At 65.5% G+C, this 15393-nt stretch carries 12 protein-coding genes and 1 pseudogene; 7 read left to right on the top strand and 6 right to left on the bottom strand.

Annotated elements, in window-relative coordinates:
* Positions 1-49: 49 nt before the first annotated feature.
* Positions 50-556, top strand: a complete 507-nt coding sequence (locus tag OKW35_RS09210; protein ID WP_429407910.1) for a MarR family winged helix-turn-helix transcriptional regulator — start codon at positions 50-52, stop codon at positions 554-556.
* Between the two features lie 211 nt (positions 557-767).
* A complete protein-coding gene (locus tag OKW35_RS09205) occupies positions 768-2330 on the top strand; it encodes a DHA2 family efflux MFS transporter permease subunit (RefSeq protein ID WP_184060974.1) in 1563 nt (520 codons plus the stop codon).
* 51 nt (positions 2331-2381) lie between these two features.
* Here OKW35_RS09205 and OKW35_RS09200 read toward each other — a convergent pair whose 3' ends face one another.
* From OKW35_RS09200 to ada, 4 genes are all read right to left on the bottom strand, one after another.
* The gene (locus tag OKW35_RS09200; RefSeq protein ID WP_184060973.1) at positions 2382-2897 is read right to left on the bottom strand and encodes a hypothetical protein; all 516 of its coding nucleotides are present in this window, start codon (positions 2895-2897) and stop codon (positions 2382-2384) included.
* A 223-nt stretch (positions 2898-3120) separates the two neighbouring features.
* Positions 3121-4737 (bottom strand): glutamate--cysteine ligase, encoded by a 1617-nt coding sequence (gene gshA, locus OKW35_RS09195; RefSeq protein WP_184060972.1) that lies wholly within the window; start codon positions 4735-4737, stop codon positions 3121-3123.
* Positions 4738-4950: 213 nt separating this feature from the next.
* Entirely contained in the window at positions 4951-5871 is a 921-nt protein-coding gene (locus OKW35_RS09190; protein WP_429551738.1) for a DNA-3-methyladenine glycosylase family protein, read from the bottom strand.
* Positions 5868-7058 carry a bifunctional DNA-binding transcriptional regulator/O6-methylguanine-DNA methyltransferase Ada gene (ada, locus tag OKW35_RS09185; protein ID WP_429551737.1) on the bottom strand — a complete coding sequence of 397 codons (1191 nt, stop codon included), beginning with the start codon at positions 7056-7058 and terminating at the stop codon, positions 5868-5870. Before ada ends, OKW35_RS09190 begins: the two co-directional genes overlap by 4 nt.
* Positions 7059-7521: 463 nt before the next feature.
* Here ada and OKW35_RS09180 point away from each other — a divergent pair, with 463 nt between their 5' ends.
* On the top strand, positions 7522-7947 hold the full coding sequence (locus OKW35_RS09180; protein ID WP_090802309.1) for a VOC family protein: 426 nt from the start codon (positions 7522-7524) through the stop codon (positions 7945-7947).
* A gap of 44 nt (positions 7948-7991) precedes the next feature.
* Here OKW35_RS09180 and OKW35_RS09175 read toward each other — a convergent pair.
* Both OKW35_RS09175 and OKW35_RS09170 read right to left on the bottom strand, forming a co-directional pair.
* Positions 7992-8547, bottom strand: a pseudogene (locus tag OKW35_RS09175) (YaeQ family protein).
* A gap of 142 nt (positions 8548-8689) precedes the next feature.
* Positions 8690-9667 carry a LysR family transcriptional regulator gene (locus OKW35_RS09170; protein WP_429356371.1) on the bottom strand — a complete coding sequence of 326 codons (978 nt, stop codon included), beginning with the start codon at positions 9665-9667 and terminating at the stop codon, positions 8690-8692.
* A 172-nt stretch (positions 9668-9839) separates the two neighbouring features.
* Here OKW35_RS09170 and OKW35_RS09165 point away from each other — a divergent pair, with 172 nt between their 5' ends.
* The 4 genes from OKW35_RS09165 to araH all read left to right on the top strand — a co-directional run bounded on the left by OKW35_RS09165 (position 9840) and on the right by araH (position 15184).
* On the top strand, positions 9840-11288 hold the full coding sequence (locus OKW35_RS09165) for an aldehyde dehydrogenase family protein (RefSeq protein WP_429551842.1): 1449 nt from the start codon (positions 9840-9842) through the stop codon (positions 11286-11288).
* 160 nt (positions 11289-11448) lie between these two features.
* The gene (locus tag OKW35_RS09160; RefSeq protein ID WP_429356373.1) at positions 11449-12453 is read left to right on the top strand and encodes an arabinose ABC transporter substrate-binding protein; all 1005 of its coding nucleotides are present in this window, start codon (positions 11449-11451) and stop codon (positions 12451-12453) included.
* A gap of 92 nt (positions 12454-12545) precedes the next feature.
* A complete protein-coding gene (gene araG / locus OKW35_RS09155; protein ID WP_184060967.1) occupies positions 12546-14105 on the top strand; it encodes an L-arabinose ABC transporter ATP-binding protein AraG in 1560 nt (519 codons plus the stop codon).
* 74 nt (positions 14106-14179) lie between these two features.
* Positions 14180-15184, top strand: a complete 1005-nt coding sequence (gene araH / locus OKW35_RS09150) for an L-arabinose ABC transporter permease AraH (protein WP_184060966.1) — start codon at positions 14180-14182, stop codon at positions 15182-15184.
* The last annotated feature ends 209 nt before the right edge of the window (positions 15185-15393 follow it).

Raw genomic sequence — 15393 nt, 5'->3', positions numbered from 1 at the left:
TCTGCTTAGGCAGCTAAACTTCGTCTTGCCTGGATGTTGCGGATACCCCATGACTGATGGCCCCTACAAAGCGGACGAGGTCGAGCTCACGAGCAGTCTCGGCTACTACCTGACGAAAGCGCGCAACGTGCTGGTCGAGCGCACGGACCGTGCGGTCAAGCCGCTCGGGCTCACCGCGCAGCAGATCGGCGTGATTCTGATGCTGTCGTCGCGGCGCGCGAGCACGCCATTCGAGCTGTCGCGCGCGATGTCGTACGACAGCGGCTCGATGACGCGTCTGCTCGACCGGCTGGAAAAGAAGGGCTTCGTCGTGCGCACCCGCAGCAGCGACGACCGACGCATGGTGAAACTCGAGCTGACGCAGCAGGGCCACGAGGCCGCGCGCCAGTTGCCGAACCTCGGCGCAACTGTGCTGAACGACCAGTTGCGCGGCTTTACCGCCGAGGAGCACGCGACGCTGATTCACCTGCTCGCCCGTTTCATCGCAAACGGTCCCGAGGCAGACGCCGACGTGGGTTGCGGACCGGCGCCACCGCCGGGCGAGCCGCCGGGATGAGCCGAAGCAGGTGCCAAACAACGGTCGTCGTCGGATGGCGGCGGCGCGTCATCACGAAGTACTAGCAGGACAATCACGAGGCGCTTTTCCAAGGCGTCATTGTCATCAGATATCTGTCTGGGCAGAGGGTGATGCGGCATGCAAGCATCGTATCTGAAACACCCGATAAGGCTGCCGCGACAAGCTTTCGCCGCCTGAGGAGAACAAACCTATGGATGCCACGGCTTCCAACGCCACGCTGCCCGCAGCAGAACTCGCCCCGCTCCAGGGCGGCACGCTCGCGCTGCTGACCGTCGGCCTTGCGCTCGGCACCTTCATGGAGGTGCTCGACACCTCGATCGCGAACGTCGCGGTGCCGACCATTTCCGGCAGCCTCGGCGTCGCCGCAAGCCAGGGCACCTGGGTGATCTCGTCGTACTCGGTCGCCTCGGCGATCGCTGTGCCGCTGACCGGCTGGCTCGCGCGACGCGTCGGCGAGGTACGACTCTTCACGCTGTCCGTGCTGCTGTTCACGATCGCGTCGGCGGCCTGCGGTTTCGCGCACAACTTCGAATCGCTGATCGCATTCCGGCTCGTGCAAGGGCTCGTGTCCGGGCCGATGGTGCCGCTGTCGCAGACGATCCTGATGCGCTCCTACCCGCCCGCCAAACGTGGACTCGCGCTCGGCTTATGGGCGATGACCGTGATCTGCGCGCCGATCTTCGGCCCGGTGATGGGCGGCTACATCACCGATAACTTCACGTGGCCGTGGATCTTCTACATCAACGTGCCGATCGGCCTGTTCTCGGCGTTCTGCGCGTATCTGCTGCTGCGTGGCCGCGAGACGCAGACGACGCGCCAGCGCATCGACGCGGTGGGCCTCGTGCTGCTCGTGACCGGCGTGTCGTGTCTGCAGATGATGCTCGACCTCGGCAAGGACCGCGACTGGTTCAACTCGACGTTCATCGTGGCGCTCGCCGTGATCGCGCTCGTGTCGATCGCGTTCCTGCTCGTGTGGGAGTTGACCGAGAAGGAGCCGATCGTCGACCTGTCGCTGTTCAAGGATCGCAACTTCGCGCTCGGCGTCGTGATCGTCTCGTTCGGCTTCATGGCGTTCTTCGGCTCGGTGGTGATCTTCCCGCTATGGCTGCAAACGGTGATGGGCTATACGGCCGGCCTCGCGGGTCTCGCCACGGCACCGGTCGGATTGCTCGCGCTGTTTCTGTCGCCGATGATCGGCAAGAACATGCATCGGCTGAATCTGCGCATGGTCGCGAGCTTCGCGTTCATCGTGTTCGCGATCGTATCGATCTGGAACTCGACGTTCACGCTCGACGTACCGTTCGGCCACGTGATCCTGCCGCGGCTCGTGCAGGGGATCGGCGTCGCCTGCTTCTTCGTGCCGATGACGACGATCACGCTGTCGAGCGTGTCCGACGAGCGTCTTGCAAGCGCGTCGGGTTTGTCGAACTTTTTCCGCACGTTGTCGGGCGCGATCGGCACCGCGATCAGCACGACGTTCTGGGAAAACGACACGATCTATCACCACGCGATGCTTGCAGATACGGTCAGCACGTATTCGGCGAACACCAACGCCTATACGAATGCGCTGGCGGGCGTCGGGCTCTCCGGCGACAGCCTGACCGCGCAGCTGAACCAGGTGGTGACGAGTCAGGCGTACATGATGGCCACCAACGACTTCTTCCGCATCTCGGGCGCGGCGTTTATCGTGCTGGCGGTGCTCGTGTGGATCACGAAGCCGCGCAAAGGCGCCGGGCCTTCATTAGGACACTGAAGCAAACGCGCGGCAGCGGCGAACGCATCGCCGCTGCGGCCACCGCTCGATCTATTGCGACATCGCCTCGCCATTCGGCAGCCTGGTCGTGTTACGGGGCGTCGTCTCCGGATGCGTCGCATCGGGCGCGTTCTGCGATGGCGTCGCGCTGCCTTGCGGCGCGCTGGCGGCTGTGCCCGTGGTGCCTCTCACATACTGCTTGAAATCCGCACCGGCTTCCCACGGATTCGGCTTGCAGCCGAGCGAGCTGTCGCAATGCGCCGAAAAGCCGATCGTGGTAGTGCCATCGGGACCTGCGGCGCGCGTGATCTCAAACGCGAGCGCGCGCTTGCCGCCGTCCGGGCCGGCGGTCTGGATCAGCGAGTCGTTAGCGGTCTCGATCTTGTACTTCGAATGACTCGCGACCCACGTTTGCGCCCGTTGCCACCAGAGGTCGCATTCGGCCTTGTTCGAACACGTCAACGGCCTGGTCGCGATCTGCATGACATCGGGATCGACCTGACCCTGGGTCGAGCATGCCGTCGTCGCCAAGAGACACAGCGCGGCCAACAGAGCTTTGTTCTTCACGTCGATACCTCCCCTGTGGAGCATGTCATAAGATTTTGGACTACCCCATCGAAGCGGTGTTTCACCCAGATCAGAGAATCGCGACGTCGCGCGGAGTATTTGCCGATTCCGCGGACGCCTGAAGAGCGCAATCCGTAGAGGTTACCTGCGCGTTACTCGGGGCAAAGAAAAAGCGGCCACGTGGGCCGCTTGAAGCACTTCCGGGATGCTGTGGTCCGAACGCTCAGACGCTGAAGCGATTGAGCGTATAGGCCCGATACGCAGCGACGAACGCATCGAACGAACCAACCTCGTCGCGTTCGAGCTTCGCCTGTTCGTCGAGCGATCGCACCGCGAGGTCGGCAAACGCCTTGGACTGCGCGGCATCGAGCGGACGCGCACGGAAGTACGCGGCGTGCGCTTCGCTTTGCGCGAGGCCGAACGCGAGGAAGCTTTGCTGCTGGTCGCGCATCGTTTGCAGCACGCGCGCCGATGGCGTCAGCGACACGTCCGCGAGCTTCGCGCGTTGCGCGGCGACCGCGCGCGCGTGTTCGTCGCCGCCCTTCAGGCTGTCGAGCACGGCCGCCGCGGCGTCGATTTTCACGAGCAGTTCGTCGGCCCAGTCGATCATCGCGACCGGCTTGCCGTCGCGAACCAGTTCGAGGCCTGGCTTGCGGCCTTCCATCGTCACGCGGCCGAAGTTCTGGTTCGCTTCGGTGTACGCGGGCGGAGGCAGGGGCGCGCTGTCGTCGAGCGCGCACACGAGCAGGTACGCGTCGAGAAAGCGCGACGTTTCGAGCGAAATGCCGGCCGGCTCGAACGGATCGATGTCCATGCAACGCACTTCGACGTATTGCACGCCGCGCGCGGCGAGCGCATGCAACGGCCGCTCACCCGGATACGTGACGCGCTTCGGACGGATCGTCGAATAGAACTCGTTTTCGATCTGCAGCACGTTGGTGTTGATCTGCACCCACTCGCCGTCGCGTTGCGTGCCGATCTGCTCGTAGGCGGGATACGGGCGGCTCACGGCTTTCGCGAGCGCGTCGAGATAGCCGGGCAGCGTGTCGTAGTCGGCGTGCAGCGCGGCTTGCGCGGCCGTGTTCGAATAGCCGAGATCGCTCATGCGCAGGCTGGTCGCGTACGGGCGGTACAGCGTGTCGGCGTCGAACGTCTCGAGCGTGTGTTTGCGATCGCGGAGAAAGCGCCGATCGAGCGCCGGCGACGCGCCGAACAGATACATCAGCAGCCAGTTCGTGCGGCGGAAATTGCGGATCAGCGCGAGGTAGCGGTCGGACTGGAAGTCGACGGCGTTCGCGGTGGATTGCTGATCGGCGTGCAGCAGGCGCCACACGTCTTCGCTCAGCGAATAGTTGTAGTGGATGCCCGCGATGCACTGCATCGTGCGGCCATAGCGCAGCGCGAGGCCGACGCGGTACACGTACTTCAGCTTGCCGATGTTCGAGGTGCCGTAGTGCGCGATCGGAATGCCATCGTCGGTGGCGGGCAACAGTCCCGGCATCGAGTTGTTCCACAGGATCTCGTCGCCGAGCTCCGCGTAGACGAAGCGATGCAGCACGTCGAGTTGCGCGAGGGTTTCGGCGGCGTCCTGCTCAGCCGGCGTGATCAGCTCGAGCAGCGCCTCGGAGTAGTCGGTCGTCAGCGACGGGTGCGTGAGCGCCGAGCCGAGCCCGCGCGGATGCGGCGTCATCGCGAGCTGGCCGTTGCGCGTCACGCGCAGGCTTTCCCTTTCGATGCCGCGCAGGCCGCGTATCAGCACATCGCGCTGCGGGCTCGAGTCGAGCACGGACAGGCGGTGCGAAAGCGCGTCGGTCGTGCAGGAAGGTGTGGTGTTTGGCATTGATGCAAGTTGGGCGTTGCCGGTCGCCGTGTATCGCCAGACGATTCACAGACGGTATAGCGGCTGACAACGTTCGGCGGAATTTTCAGTAGCGGGCACTTTAACATCTCGCCAGAACCGCTGCTTGCGGCCACTTCGGCGGAGTTTCAGCGAGCACGTCGAGGTCGCGCTGAACTACGCCATCGGCATCGGCACGTTGCGACGACGCTCAGCTCATCCCCCGCGCGCAGCGCCCGCCCGATCCGCCACCTCGTTCCACAGATGCATCGCGGCATACGCGCGATACGGCCGCCACGCGTCGGTGCGGCCGCGCTGCTGCGCGGGCCGTACGAGCGAAGGATCGCGCGCGCAGATCGATTGCATCAGCACGAGATCCGCCTCGGGCCATGCATCGGGATCGCGCCATGCACGCATCGCGACGTATTCGACGGTCCATGGGCCGATGCCCGCGAGCGCGAGCAATGCGGCACGCAGGCTCGCGGCGTCGACGGTGTCGCTGCTGTCGAGCGGCACGTCGCCGCTCGCGACCGCACGCGCGAAGCCCTGCAACGCGGCGACGCGTTTGCCCGGCATGCCGATCTGCGCGAGATCGACTTCGGCGAGCGCGGCCGGCGTCGGAAAACGCCACGCGGTGTTTTCGTGCGGATGCCCGTCGATGCGTTCGCCCGCTCGCTGCACGAGCCGTCCGATGATGGTCGTCGCGGCCTTCACGCTGACCTGCTGACCGACGATCGCGCGCACCACCAGTTCGAAGCCGGACCACGCGCCCGGCACGCGCAGGCCGGGCACCGCGGCGACGAGCGGCGCGAGCCACGGGTCCGCCGCGAGTCCGGCGGCGATCTTCTTTGGATCGGCGCGCAGGTCGAACATTCTTGCGATTGGCGCGGCGAGTACATCGGCGTGGCGGCTCGCCGGCCCTTCGATGCTCGCGACGATGCAGCGCTTGCGCGGATGCAGCCGCACGCTGAGTGTGCCGCTGTCGCCGTTCCAGTCGATCGCGCGACGATACGCGCCGTCCTCGACGGCTTCGACGCCAGGCGTCGCGCGGCCGCTGAAAAAGCGCAGCAGCCGCGGCCAGTCGAACGGTGCCTTGAACGGCAATTCGAGAGTTGCAACCTCGTTAAGCGTGCTCAAGCGGCGTGATCCAGTTGGGAGTTGTGGGAGTCGGCATCCGTGCGGCTTGCGTCGCGGCGGGGCGCATCGCTGGCTGAAACGCCGCCTGTGTGCTGCGCCTCATTGTCGAGCAACGCGGCCTTGCGCGGCAGCCCCCAGCGATAGCCGGCGAGCGCCCCGCCCTTCTGCACGACGCGATGGCAAGGAATCGCGAGCGCGACCGGGTTGGTCGCGCATGCGCTCGCGACGGCGCGCACCGCCCGCGGCGAGCCGACCGCCTCGGCGATCTGCGAATAGCTGCGTGTCTCGCCGTACGGGATTCGCCGCAGCGCATCCCACACGCGCTGCTTGAATGCGGTCGACGCGATATCGAGCGGCAGCTCGAAGGCCTGGCGCGTGCCGCGCAGATACGCGTCGATCTGCGCGATGAACGGAGCGAGCCGGCCGGCGTCTTCGCGCAGCTCGGCATTCGCGAACTCGCCGCGCAATTCGTCGATCAGCAGCGCGGTGTCGTCGCCGAAACCGATCTTGCAGATGCCCTTGTCAGTCGCGGCGACCAGCACGAAGCCGAGCGAGGTCGGCGCGCTCGCATAGCGCACCGTCAGGCCCGCGCCCTTGCGGCGATACGCGGACGGCGCCATGCCGAGCTCGGCCGGCGCGCTGTCGTACATTCGCGACGGCGAGCCGAAACCGGCGTCGAGCGTCGCGCGCGTGACGTCGGCGCCGCCCTGCAGCGCATCGCGCAACGCGGCGCCGCGTTGCGCGGCCTGGTATTGACGCGGCGAGACGCCGACCACGCGCTTGAACAGGCGCTGCAAATGGAACGGGCTCACGTGCACGGCATCGCTCAGTTGCGCGAGCGTGAGGCGCTGCTGCGGATCGGCGTCGAGCGCTGCGCACGCCCTGGCGACGATGTCGAGCTCGCGCGGCAGACCACCGGGCTGGCAGCGCTTGCAATCGCGAAAGCCCGCGGCGCGCGCGGCGGCGGCATCGGTGAAGAAGGCGACGTTTTCGCGGCGCGGCTGGCGCGACGCGCACGACGGCCGGCAGAACACGCCGGTCGTCCTGACCGCGTAGAAGAATGCGCCGTCGGCATCGCGGTCGCGGTGGGTGACGGCGTCCCAGCGTTCGTCGTCGGTGCGCCACTGGGCGGTGTCGACGTCGGCGGCGGCGCGCATGGGGACGGAATGGCGAGTGGTGGCGTTCATGATGTCCTGGGGCCCGGATGGGCAGGCAGTGTCGATGCTCATCAATCTAGGCCCGAACGCTACACAGTACGCGCCGGATCTTGCTCTGTCATTCGGACGCGCTTGTCCGTACCCGTAGTGGGGTCAAACCCGGCAAATCGCAATCCGAAGCGCCTTGGAATGCCCTGCGGCCGGATGTTTTGCCTCAAACTGCGGCAATTTCGCACGATATCGGGTTTTCCCTTAAAAAGTTATTGCGTCGCACCAAGCCGATGTGTATATTAGTGCTTGTCTCCTCCATGTCTCCTCCTGATATGGATTCAGCCCGCTCCACTTGAGCGGGCTTTTTTTTGCCTGCGTTTTCTGTCCGCGCCTGGTCCGCATTTGGTCCGGTTCGCCCACGACTTCCCGCCGATCCACTCCGCCCTTTCCTTTCTCCTACACTTCCTAATCGGTTCTCCGAACTAGCGAAAGGGCGTTCGAAATGAAAATCCACATTCGCGAGATCGACCACGTCGTGATCCGGGCGACGCACGTCGAAACCCTCGCGCGCTTTTACTGCGACGTACTCGGTTGCAGTGTTGAAAAGGAGCAGCGCGAACTCGGCCTCACGCAACTGCGCGCGGGCCGATCGCTGATCGATCTGCTGCAGGTCGGCGCGAAGCTCGATCGCGCGGAAAACGGCGCGGCGGGCACGGGGCGCAACATGGACCACCTGTGTCTGCGCGTCGAGTCGTTCGACGCCGACGCGTTGAAGGCGCATTTGAGCGCGCATGGCGCGCGGCTCGGCGAACAGGGAGTGCGTTATGGCGCGGACGGCTTCGGGCCGTCGCTGTATCTGTTCGACCCGGAGGGCAATATGGTCGAGCTGAAGGGGCCGCCGGAAGCGGCGCGGGTCACGTCGCTCTGAATGCGAGAACGAAGCGGCGCAAAAACTGGTTCAGACCTGAGCCGTCACGCATCGGCGGGCGCCTTGAGTACGGTCCAGTCGATCTTCACCGCATCGGCTTCGGCGCTGCCGAGCCATGCTTCGCCGTCCTGCACCGTGCATTGCAGCCGCATCGTGCGTTCGGCAAGCGAGCCGAGCGATGCCGCGACGTCTTCGCCGAGCGTCCAGACCGTCACGTTGCGCAGGCGCTCGACCTTGTTGCGCACGCCCTGCCACCAGATTTCCGAAGTACGCCCGCCATACGCGATCACGACCACGTGATTCGCCCGCCCGCCTCGCCTTGGCGATGCGGCGCTCATCGGGCTGGCCGACCTCGATCCACGTGTCGATCGCGCCGGTCAGATCCTTCGCCCACAGATCCGGTTCGTCGACATCCGACAAACCTTTGCAGAACTCCAGCCGTTCCTGCGCGAACAGCGCGAACGCGGCGACGCGGACCATCATCCGTTCGTCGGTTTCGGAGGGGTGACGGGCGATCGTCAGCGAATGGTCGGCGTAATAGTGCCGGTCCATGTCAGCGATCTGCAGTTCCGCCTTGTATATCGTCGATTTGAGAGCCATGCCGTTGCTAAACCAGGCGCTCGCTCCACCGGAGCGCAGCGAAAATGAATCGTCGACGGCGCGTTGCCGTTTCTTGTGTTTGCTGTACATCGTATGTTCCTCCCGCGCCGTCAGCCGGTGCCTATGACACAGAAGGAAGCATTTACCGGGCCACCGCGGGTTCCGTGGCCGTGCCGTACACGTCGCGAGCCGCATCTCGCAGCGCGTCGAGCACGACGGCGGCCGCCGGCGACAACAGATGCGACTGGCGCGTGATGATACCGAATGTATCCATCCTGCAAGGCAAATCGATCGGTACGCGCTTCAATACCCCGTACTGTTGGTACTGGCGCGCCACTTCATCGGGCAAAACCGCCAACATGTCGCTTTGCAGCAGCAGGCTCGAAATCGCGAGGAAGTTGTTCGTATTGACGACGTTCTGCGGCGGATTCAGGCCGATCTGCGAAAACATCAGGTCGAAGCGATGGCGCAGCACGCTGCCCGGCGGATGCAGCACCCAGCTCGCGTTGACGATGCCGCGCAGCGTCAATCCCGTTTCATTTTCGAGCGGATGGCCGGGACGCGCGACCACGCACAGCGGTTCGTCGGCGAGCGGTTCGTAGCGCACGTCGGTCTTGAACTGGTTCTGCCTTTCGAGCACGCGGCCGATCATGATGTCGAGATCGCCTTCGGCGAGCCGCGGCAGCATCACGTCGGAGGTCTCGACCTCGGTCCAGATCTGCAACTGCGGATAACGCGCCTTCACGCTCGCGATCGCGCGCGGCACCATCGTCGCGGCCGCCGCGGCGATCACGCCGATACGCACCTGACCCGCGAGCCCCGCGCGCAGCGCCGAGATTTCGTCGTGCGCCTGGCTCAGGTTCGACAGCACCATGCGCGCGTGGCGGATCATCACCTCGCCGTACAGCGTCGCGTGCATACCGTGCGGCGTGCGGTCGAACAGGCTCACGCCGAGCATGTCCTCGAGCTCTTTCAACAGGCGCGACGCGGCCGGCTGCGTCATGCCGAGCACGTCGGCCGCGCGGCGCACGTTGCCCTCCTCCTCCATCGCGGCAAGCAGCAGCAACTGGCGCGTCTTCAGCCGAGCGCGCACGAACCAGTTCGAATAGCTACGCGTCATCGCAGGGTCTCCTGGGTCTTTACGAGCGATTTTTGTACGTTCTTCCTCTGAAGCTCCATGATGCCATACCGAAACTGATATCGGAGAAGCCTAAAAAGGGATTGGAAAGTTATTGGGCCGGCTCATACCATTCGTGGACTTTTGTGAACTTACGGTGCGCCTTTTTTCGCCGATGAACCGCGATCCGCTCGTCCCCCTCGTTGCCAGCCCGTTTCGCCATTACATCAATGGCGGATGGGAGACTGGCGCGACCACGGGCGTGTCGCTCAATCCGTCGGATCTCGACGAGCCGGTCGGCGAATACGTGCGCGCGGACGTGCGGCAGACCGACAGCGCGATCGAGGCTGCGCACGCGGCGTTTCGCGACTGGTCGCTCGCCTCCGCACAGCGCCGCGCCGACGCGCTCGACGCGATCGGCAGCGAAATGCTCGCGCGCCGCGAGGAACTGGCCCGGCTGCTCGCGCGTGAAGTCGGCAAGGTGCTGCCCGAGGCGCTCGCCGAAGCGACGCGCGCAGGGCAACTGTTCAAGCTATTCGCGGCCGAGGCGCTGCGCGCGTTCGTCGAGCCGCACGCGTCGGCGCGTGCCGGCGTCGAAATCGACGTGACGCGCGAGCCGGTCGGGGTGGTCGGCATCATCGCGCCTTGGAGCGCGCCGCTCGCGATCGCCGCGGCGAAGATCGGCGCCGCGCTCGCGCACGGCAACTGCGTCGTCTACAAGCCGGCCGAATCGGCGCCGGCCTGCGCGGCGGCGCTCGCGTCGATCGTCAGTCGCGCGGGCTTGCCGGCCGGCGTGTTCAACCTCGTGATGGGCAGCGGGCGCAAGGTCGGCGCGCGCATCGTCGCGCATCCGCTCGTCGCGGCGATCAGCTTCACCGGTTCGTCCGACACCGGCACGCGCGTGCTGCAGGCCGCCGCGACGCGCCAGGCGCGCGTGCAGCTCGAGATGGGTGGCAAGAATCCGTTCGTCGTGCTGGCCGACGCCGATCTCGACGGCGCGGTCGACGCGGCGCTCAGCGGTGCCTTCAGCGCGACCGGCCAGCGCAGCACGGCTGCCGCGCGGCTAATCGTCGAACGCGCGGTGTTCGCGCCGTTCGTCGACGCGTTGCAGGCAAAGCTCGCGAAACTCACCGTCGATCACGCGTTGAAGCACGGCACCGATATCGGCCCGGTGGCGAACGCCGCGCAGCTCGAACGCAATCTCGACTACGTGCGCGTCGGCGAGCAGGAAGGCGCGCAGTTGCTGCGCGGCGGGCGGCGACTGGAGCGCGCGACGCGCGGCTATTTTTTCGAGCCGGCGCTGTTTATCGGCGAATCGGAGCATCGCATCGCGCGTGAAGAGATTTTCGGGCCGCTCGCGGTCGTGCTGCGCGCGGACGATTACGAACACGCGCTACATCTCGCGAACGACACCGCCTACGGACTGTGCGCCGGCATCTGCACGCGCTCGCTCGAACGCGCGCGGCATTTTCGCCGCCACGTGCAGAGCGGTCTCGTCACGATCAATCTGCCGACCACGACCGTCGAGCATCATGGACCCGGCGGCGGGCGCAAGGCGTCGGCCTATGGCGCGAGCGATGCCGCGTTCTGGACCGCCGTGAAAACGGCGTACCTGGCGAGCTAGAAGCAATGAGCCACGCCACCGTTTTCACCGCGACTCGCGCGAACCGCCCGGCGTGCCGCGCGCAGATCCGACCCGATTCGCGCGACGGCTGACGCCGCCCGCGTTACCCCGCTGCAACTACACGACATCAATGCAGCTTTTCACCCTCAGGAGACAGTAGATGACCAGCAAGCTTCGCCGTTTGACCCTGACCGCGATGGCCGCCGCCGCCCTCGCCGCCCCGTTCGCCGCACAACTGTCCGCCCAAGCGGATGAGCCGCTCAAAGTCGGCTTCCTCGTGAAGATGCCCGAACAGGCGTGGTTCATCAACGAACAGAAAGCCGCGAGCGCGCTCGGCAAGAAGGACGGCTTCTCGGTCGTCAACATCGGCACGCCCGATGGCGAAAAAGTGCTGGCCGCGATCGACAACCTCGGCGCGCAAGGCGCGAAGGGCTTCGTGATCTGCGCGCCCGACGTGCGCCTCGGACCGGCGATTCAGGCGCGCGCGAAGCGCTACAACATGAAGTTCGTGACCGTCGACGACCAACTGGTCGATTCGACCGGCAAGCCGCTGGCGAACGTGCCGCACCTCGGCATGTCGGCCTTCAAGATCGGCAACCAGGTGGGCCAGGCGATCACCGACGAAATGAAGCGCCGCGGCTGGAAGCCTGAGGAAGTCGGCGCGCTGCGTATCACGGACTATGAGCTGCCGACCGCGAAGCTGCGCACCGACGGCGCGACGCAGTCGCTGCTCGCCGGCGGCTTCAAGAAGGAAAACGTCTTCGACGCGCCGCAGAAAACCACCGACGACGAAGGCGGCTTCAACGCGGTGTCGCCGGTGCTCGCGCAGCATCCGAACATCAAGAAGTGGGTGATCTTCGCGCTCAACGAGGAAAGCGTGCTTGGCGGCGTGCGCGCGACCGAACAACTGCATATTCCGGCCGCGGACGTGATCGGCGTCGGCATCAACGGCGCGGGCGAGGCGTTCGCCGAGTTCCAGAAGAAGGAACCGACGGGCTTCTACGGCACGATCGCGGTCAGCTCGACGAACCACGGCAAGGAAAGCACCGAGAACCTTATCGAGTGGATCAAGGACGGCAAGCAGCCGCCCGCCGACACGCAGACCACCGGCAAGCTGATGGTGCGCGGCAACTGGCTGGACGTGCGCAAGGAACTGGGTATTTAAGCGAGGTTCTCGCAGCAGACGGCGGGCCGCCTCGTGCCTCGCGTTTAGCGCGAGCGCGGCCCGCTCAGCTTTCATCCGTTCGAGGTTTTTCGATGACGTCCTTATTCACCGGGTCTCATGCCAGCGAGGCGGTGCGCACGCCCTCGCCTGCATCGACGCCCGCATCCGACGCCCCCTATCTCCGGCTCGACGGCATCACCGTGCGCTTTCCGGGCGTGCTCGCGCTCGACCAGGTCTCGCTGGAAGTGCGCCGCGGCGAGGTGCACGGCCTGATGGGCGAAAACGGCGCCGGCAAATCGACGCTGCTGAAGGTGCTGTCCGGCGTCAATCATCCTGTCTCGGGCACGTTGTCGCTCGACGGCGTCGAGCAGCAGTTCGCGACGACCAAGGCGGCGATCGCCGCGGGCATCGCGATCATCTATCAGGAACTGCATCTGGTGCCGGAGCTGACGGTCGCCGAGAATCTGATGCTCGGCGCCCTGCCGAATCGCTTCGGCGTACTGGACGAAAAGGCTTTGGTCGCGCGTGCGATGCGCGAGCTCGAACGGCTCGGCGAAAAGCTCGATCCGTCGCAGCAGGTCAAGCATCTGTCGATCGGTCAGCGGCAGATGATCGAAATCGGCAAGGCGCTGATGCGCGACGCGCGCGTGATCGCGTTCGACGAACCGACCAGCTCGCTGTCGTCGCGCGAAACCACGCAACTGTTCCGCATCATCCGCGCGCTGAAGGCCGAAGGCCGCGCGATCATCTACGTCACGCACCGGATGGATGAAGTCTACGAACTGTGCGATCGCGTCACGGTGTTTCGCGACGGCCGCCGCATCGACACCTTCGAGGCCGGCGCGGGACTCGATCGCGATCGGCTGATCAGCTGCATGGTGGGGCGCTCGATCACCGATGTGTACGGCTATCGCGCGCGCGAGCACGGCGACGTGCAGCTTCAGGTCGACGGCCTGATGGGACCGGGCCTGCGCGAACCGGCATCGTTTTCGGCGCGCAAGGGCGAGATCGTCGGCTTCTTCGGGCTCGTCGGCGCGGGCCGCTCCGAGCTGATGAAGCTGATCTACGGCGCGGTCAAGCCGAGCGCCGGCGAGGTCGCGCTGAAGGGCAAGCGCGTGCAGTTCGCCACGCCGCGCGACGCGGTGCGCGCCGGTGTCGCGCTGTGTCCCGAGGATCGCAAGCAGGAAGGCATCGTGTCGATCGCGTCGGTGTCGGACAACCTGAACATCAGCTGCCGCCGCCACTTCAGCCGCTTCAGCGTGCTCAACGGCCGCAAGGAAGCGCAGACCACGCGTGAGTTCATCGGCAAGCTCGCGATCAAGACGCGCAACGGCGACACGCCGATCGGCACGCTGTCCGGCGGCAATCAGCAGAAGGTGATCCTGTCGCGCTGGCTCGCCGAAGAGATCGACGTGTTCCTGATGGACGAGCCGACGCGCGGCATCGACGTCGGGGCGCGCAGCGAGATCTATGGGCTGCTGTATGGGCTCGCCGAGGCGGGCCGCACGGTCATCGTCGTGTCGAGCGATCTCGCCGAGGTGATCGGCGTGACCGATCGCGTGATCGTGATGAAGGAAGGCCGCATCGTCGGCGATCTGCCGAAGGCGCAGGCCACGCCGGATGCGCTGATCAAGCTGGCATTGCCGCGCTGATCGCCCAACGGATCGCGCCACCAGACCTCTTACCGAATATCGCAACGAAAACGGCATTGAATGGAACAGACATCATGAATACACCTTCCACCGATTCCTCGACCCCCGCCGTCGCCTCCGTGGGCTTGGCCGCGCGCGCCGCGCGCACCTGGGACCTGATCAACAAATCCGGCATCGTGATGGTGTTCGTCATCCTGTTCGCGGTGCTGTCGTTCACGGTCCCAGACTTTCTGAGCACGCGCAATATCCAGGGCCTGCTGCTGTCGGTCACGCTGATCGGCTCGATCTCCGTCACGATGATGTTCGTGCTCGCGCTCGGCGAGGTGGACCTGTCGGTGGCGTCGATCGTCGCGTTTTCGGGCGTGGTGGCTTCCGTGCTGATCACCGCGACGCACAGCGTGTTAGTCGGCATCACGGCCGGCGTGCTCGCGGGCGGCGCGGTCGGGCTCGTCAACGGCACGCTGGTCGCGCGCTACAAGATCAACTCGCTGATCGTCACGCTCGCGATGATGGAGGTCGTGCGCGGCCTCGCGTACATCACCTCGAACGGCGACGCGGTGATGATCTCCGAGGAGCGCTTCTTCGACCTCGGCGGCGGCTCGTTCCTCGGCATTTCTTATCCGATCTGGAGCAACATCGTCGGCTTCGTTCTGTTCGGCTTCCTGCTGAAAAAGACCGTGTTCGGCAAGAACGTGCTGGCCGTCGGCGGCAATAGCGAAGCGGCTGTGCTCGCGGGGCTGCCCGTCACGCGGATCAAGATCACCGTGTTCGTGCTGCAAGGCCTCGTGACCGGCTTCGCGGGCGTGATGCTCGCGTCGCGCATGAGCCTCGGCGATCCGAAGACGTCGGTCGGGCTCGAGCTCGGCGTGATTTCCGCGTGCGTGCTCGGAGGTGTGTCGCTGACGGGCGGTGTCGCGACGATCTCCGGCGTGCTGGTCGGCGTGCTGATCATGGGCTCGGTACAGGACGCCATGAGCCTGCTGAACGTACCGACGTTCTACCAGTACCTGATTCGCGGCGGCATCCTGCTGCTCGCGGTTCTGTTCGACCAGTTCCGCCGCAGCAAGCGCGTGCACTGACGCGCCGTTGCTTGTGGCCGGTTTCCTGCGCTTTGCGAGAAGGCGTACTGCCGATGCGGGTCGATAAAACCCGCATCGGCTTTTTTATTGCAGGTGAAGCCTGGCAAGTATCAAAAGCAATAAAAAAAACGGCTTGGCATCGGAATGCCCAAGCCGTCTCTTTTAGCTCACGCGTTCACGCCTGCGACTTTTAAAGCCGCAGCGGATAC

The organism is Paraburkholderia sp. MM5477-R1 (assembly GCF_050436385.1).
GTDB classification, from domain to species: domain Bacteria; phylum Pseudomonadota; class Gammaproteobacteria; order Burkholderiales; family Burkholderiaceae; genus Paraburkholderia; species Paraburkholderia tuberum.
This window is presented reverse-complemented; position numbering and strand designations above follow the sequence as displayed.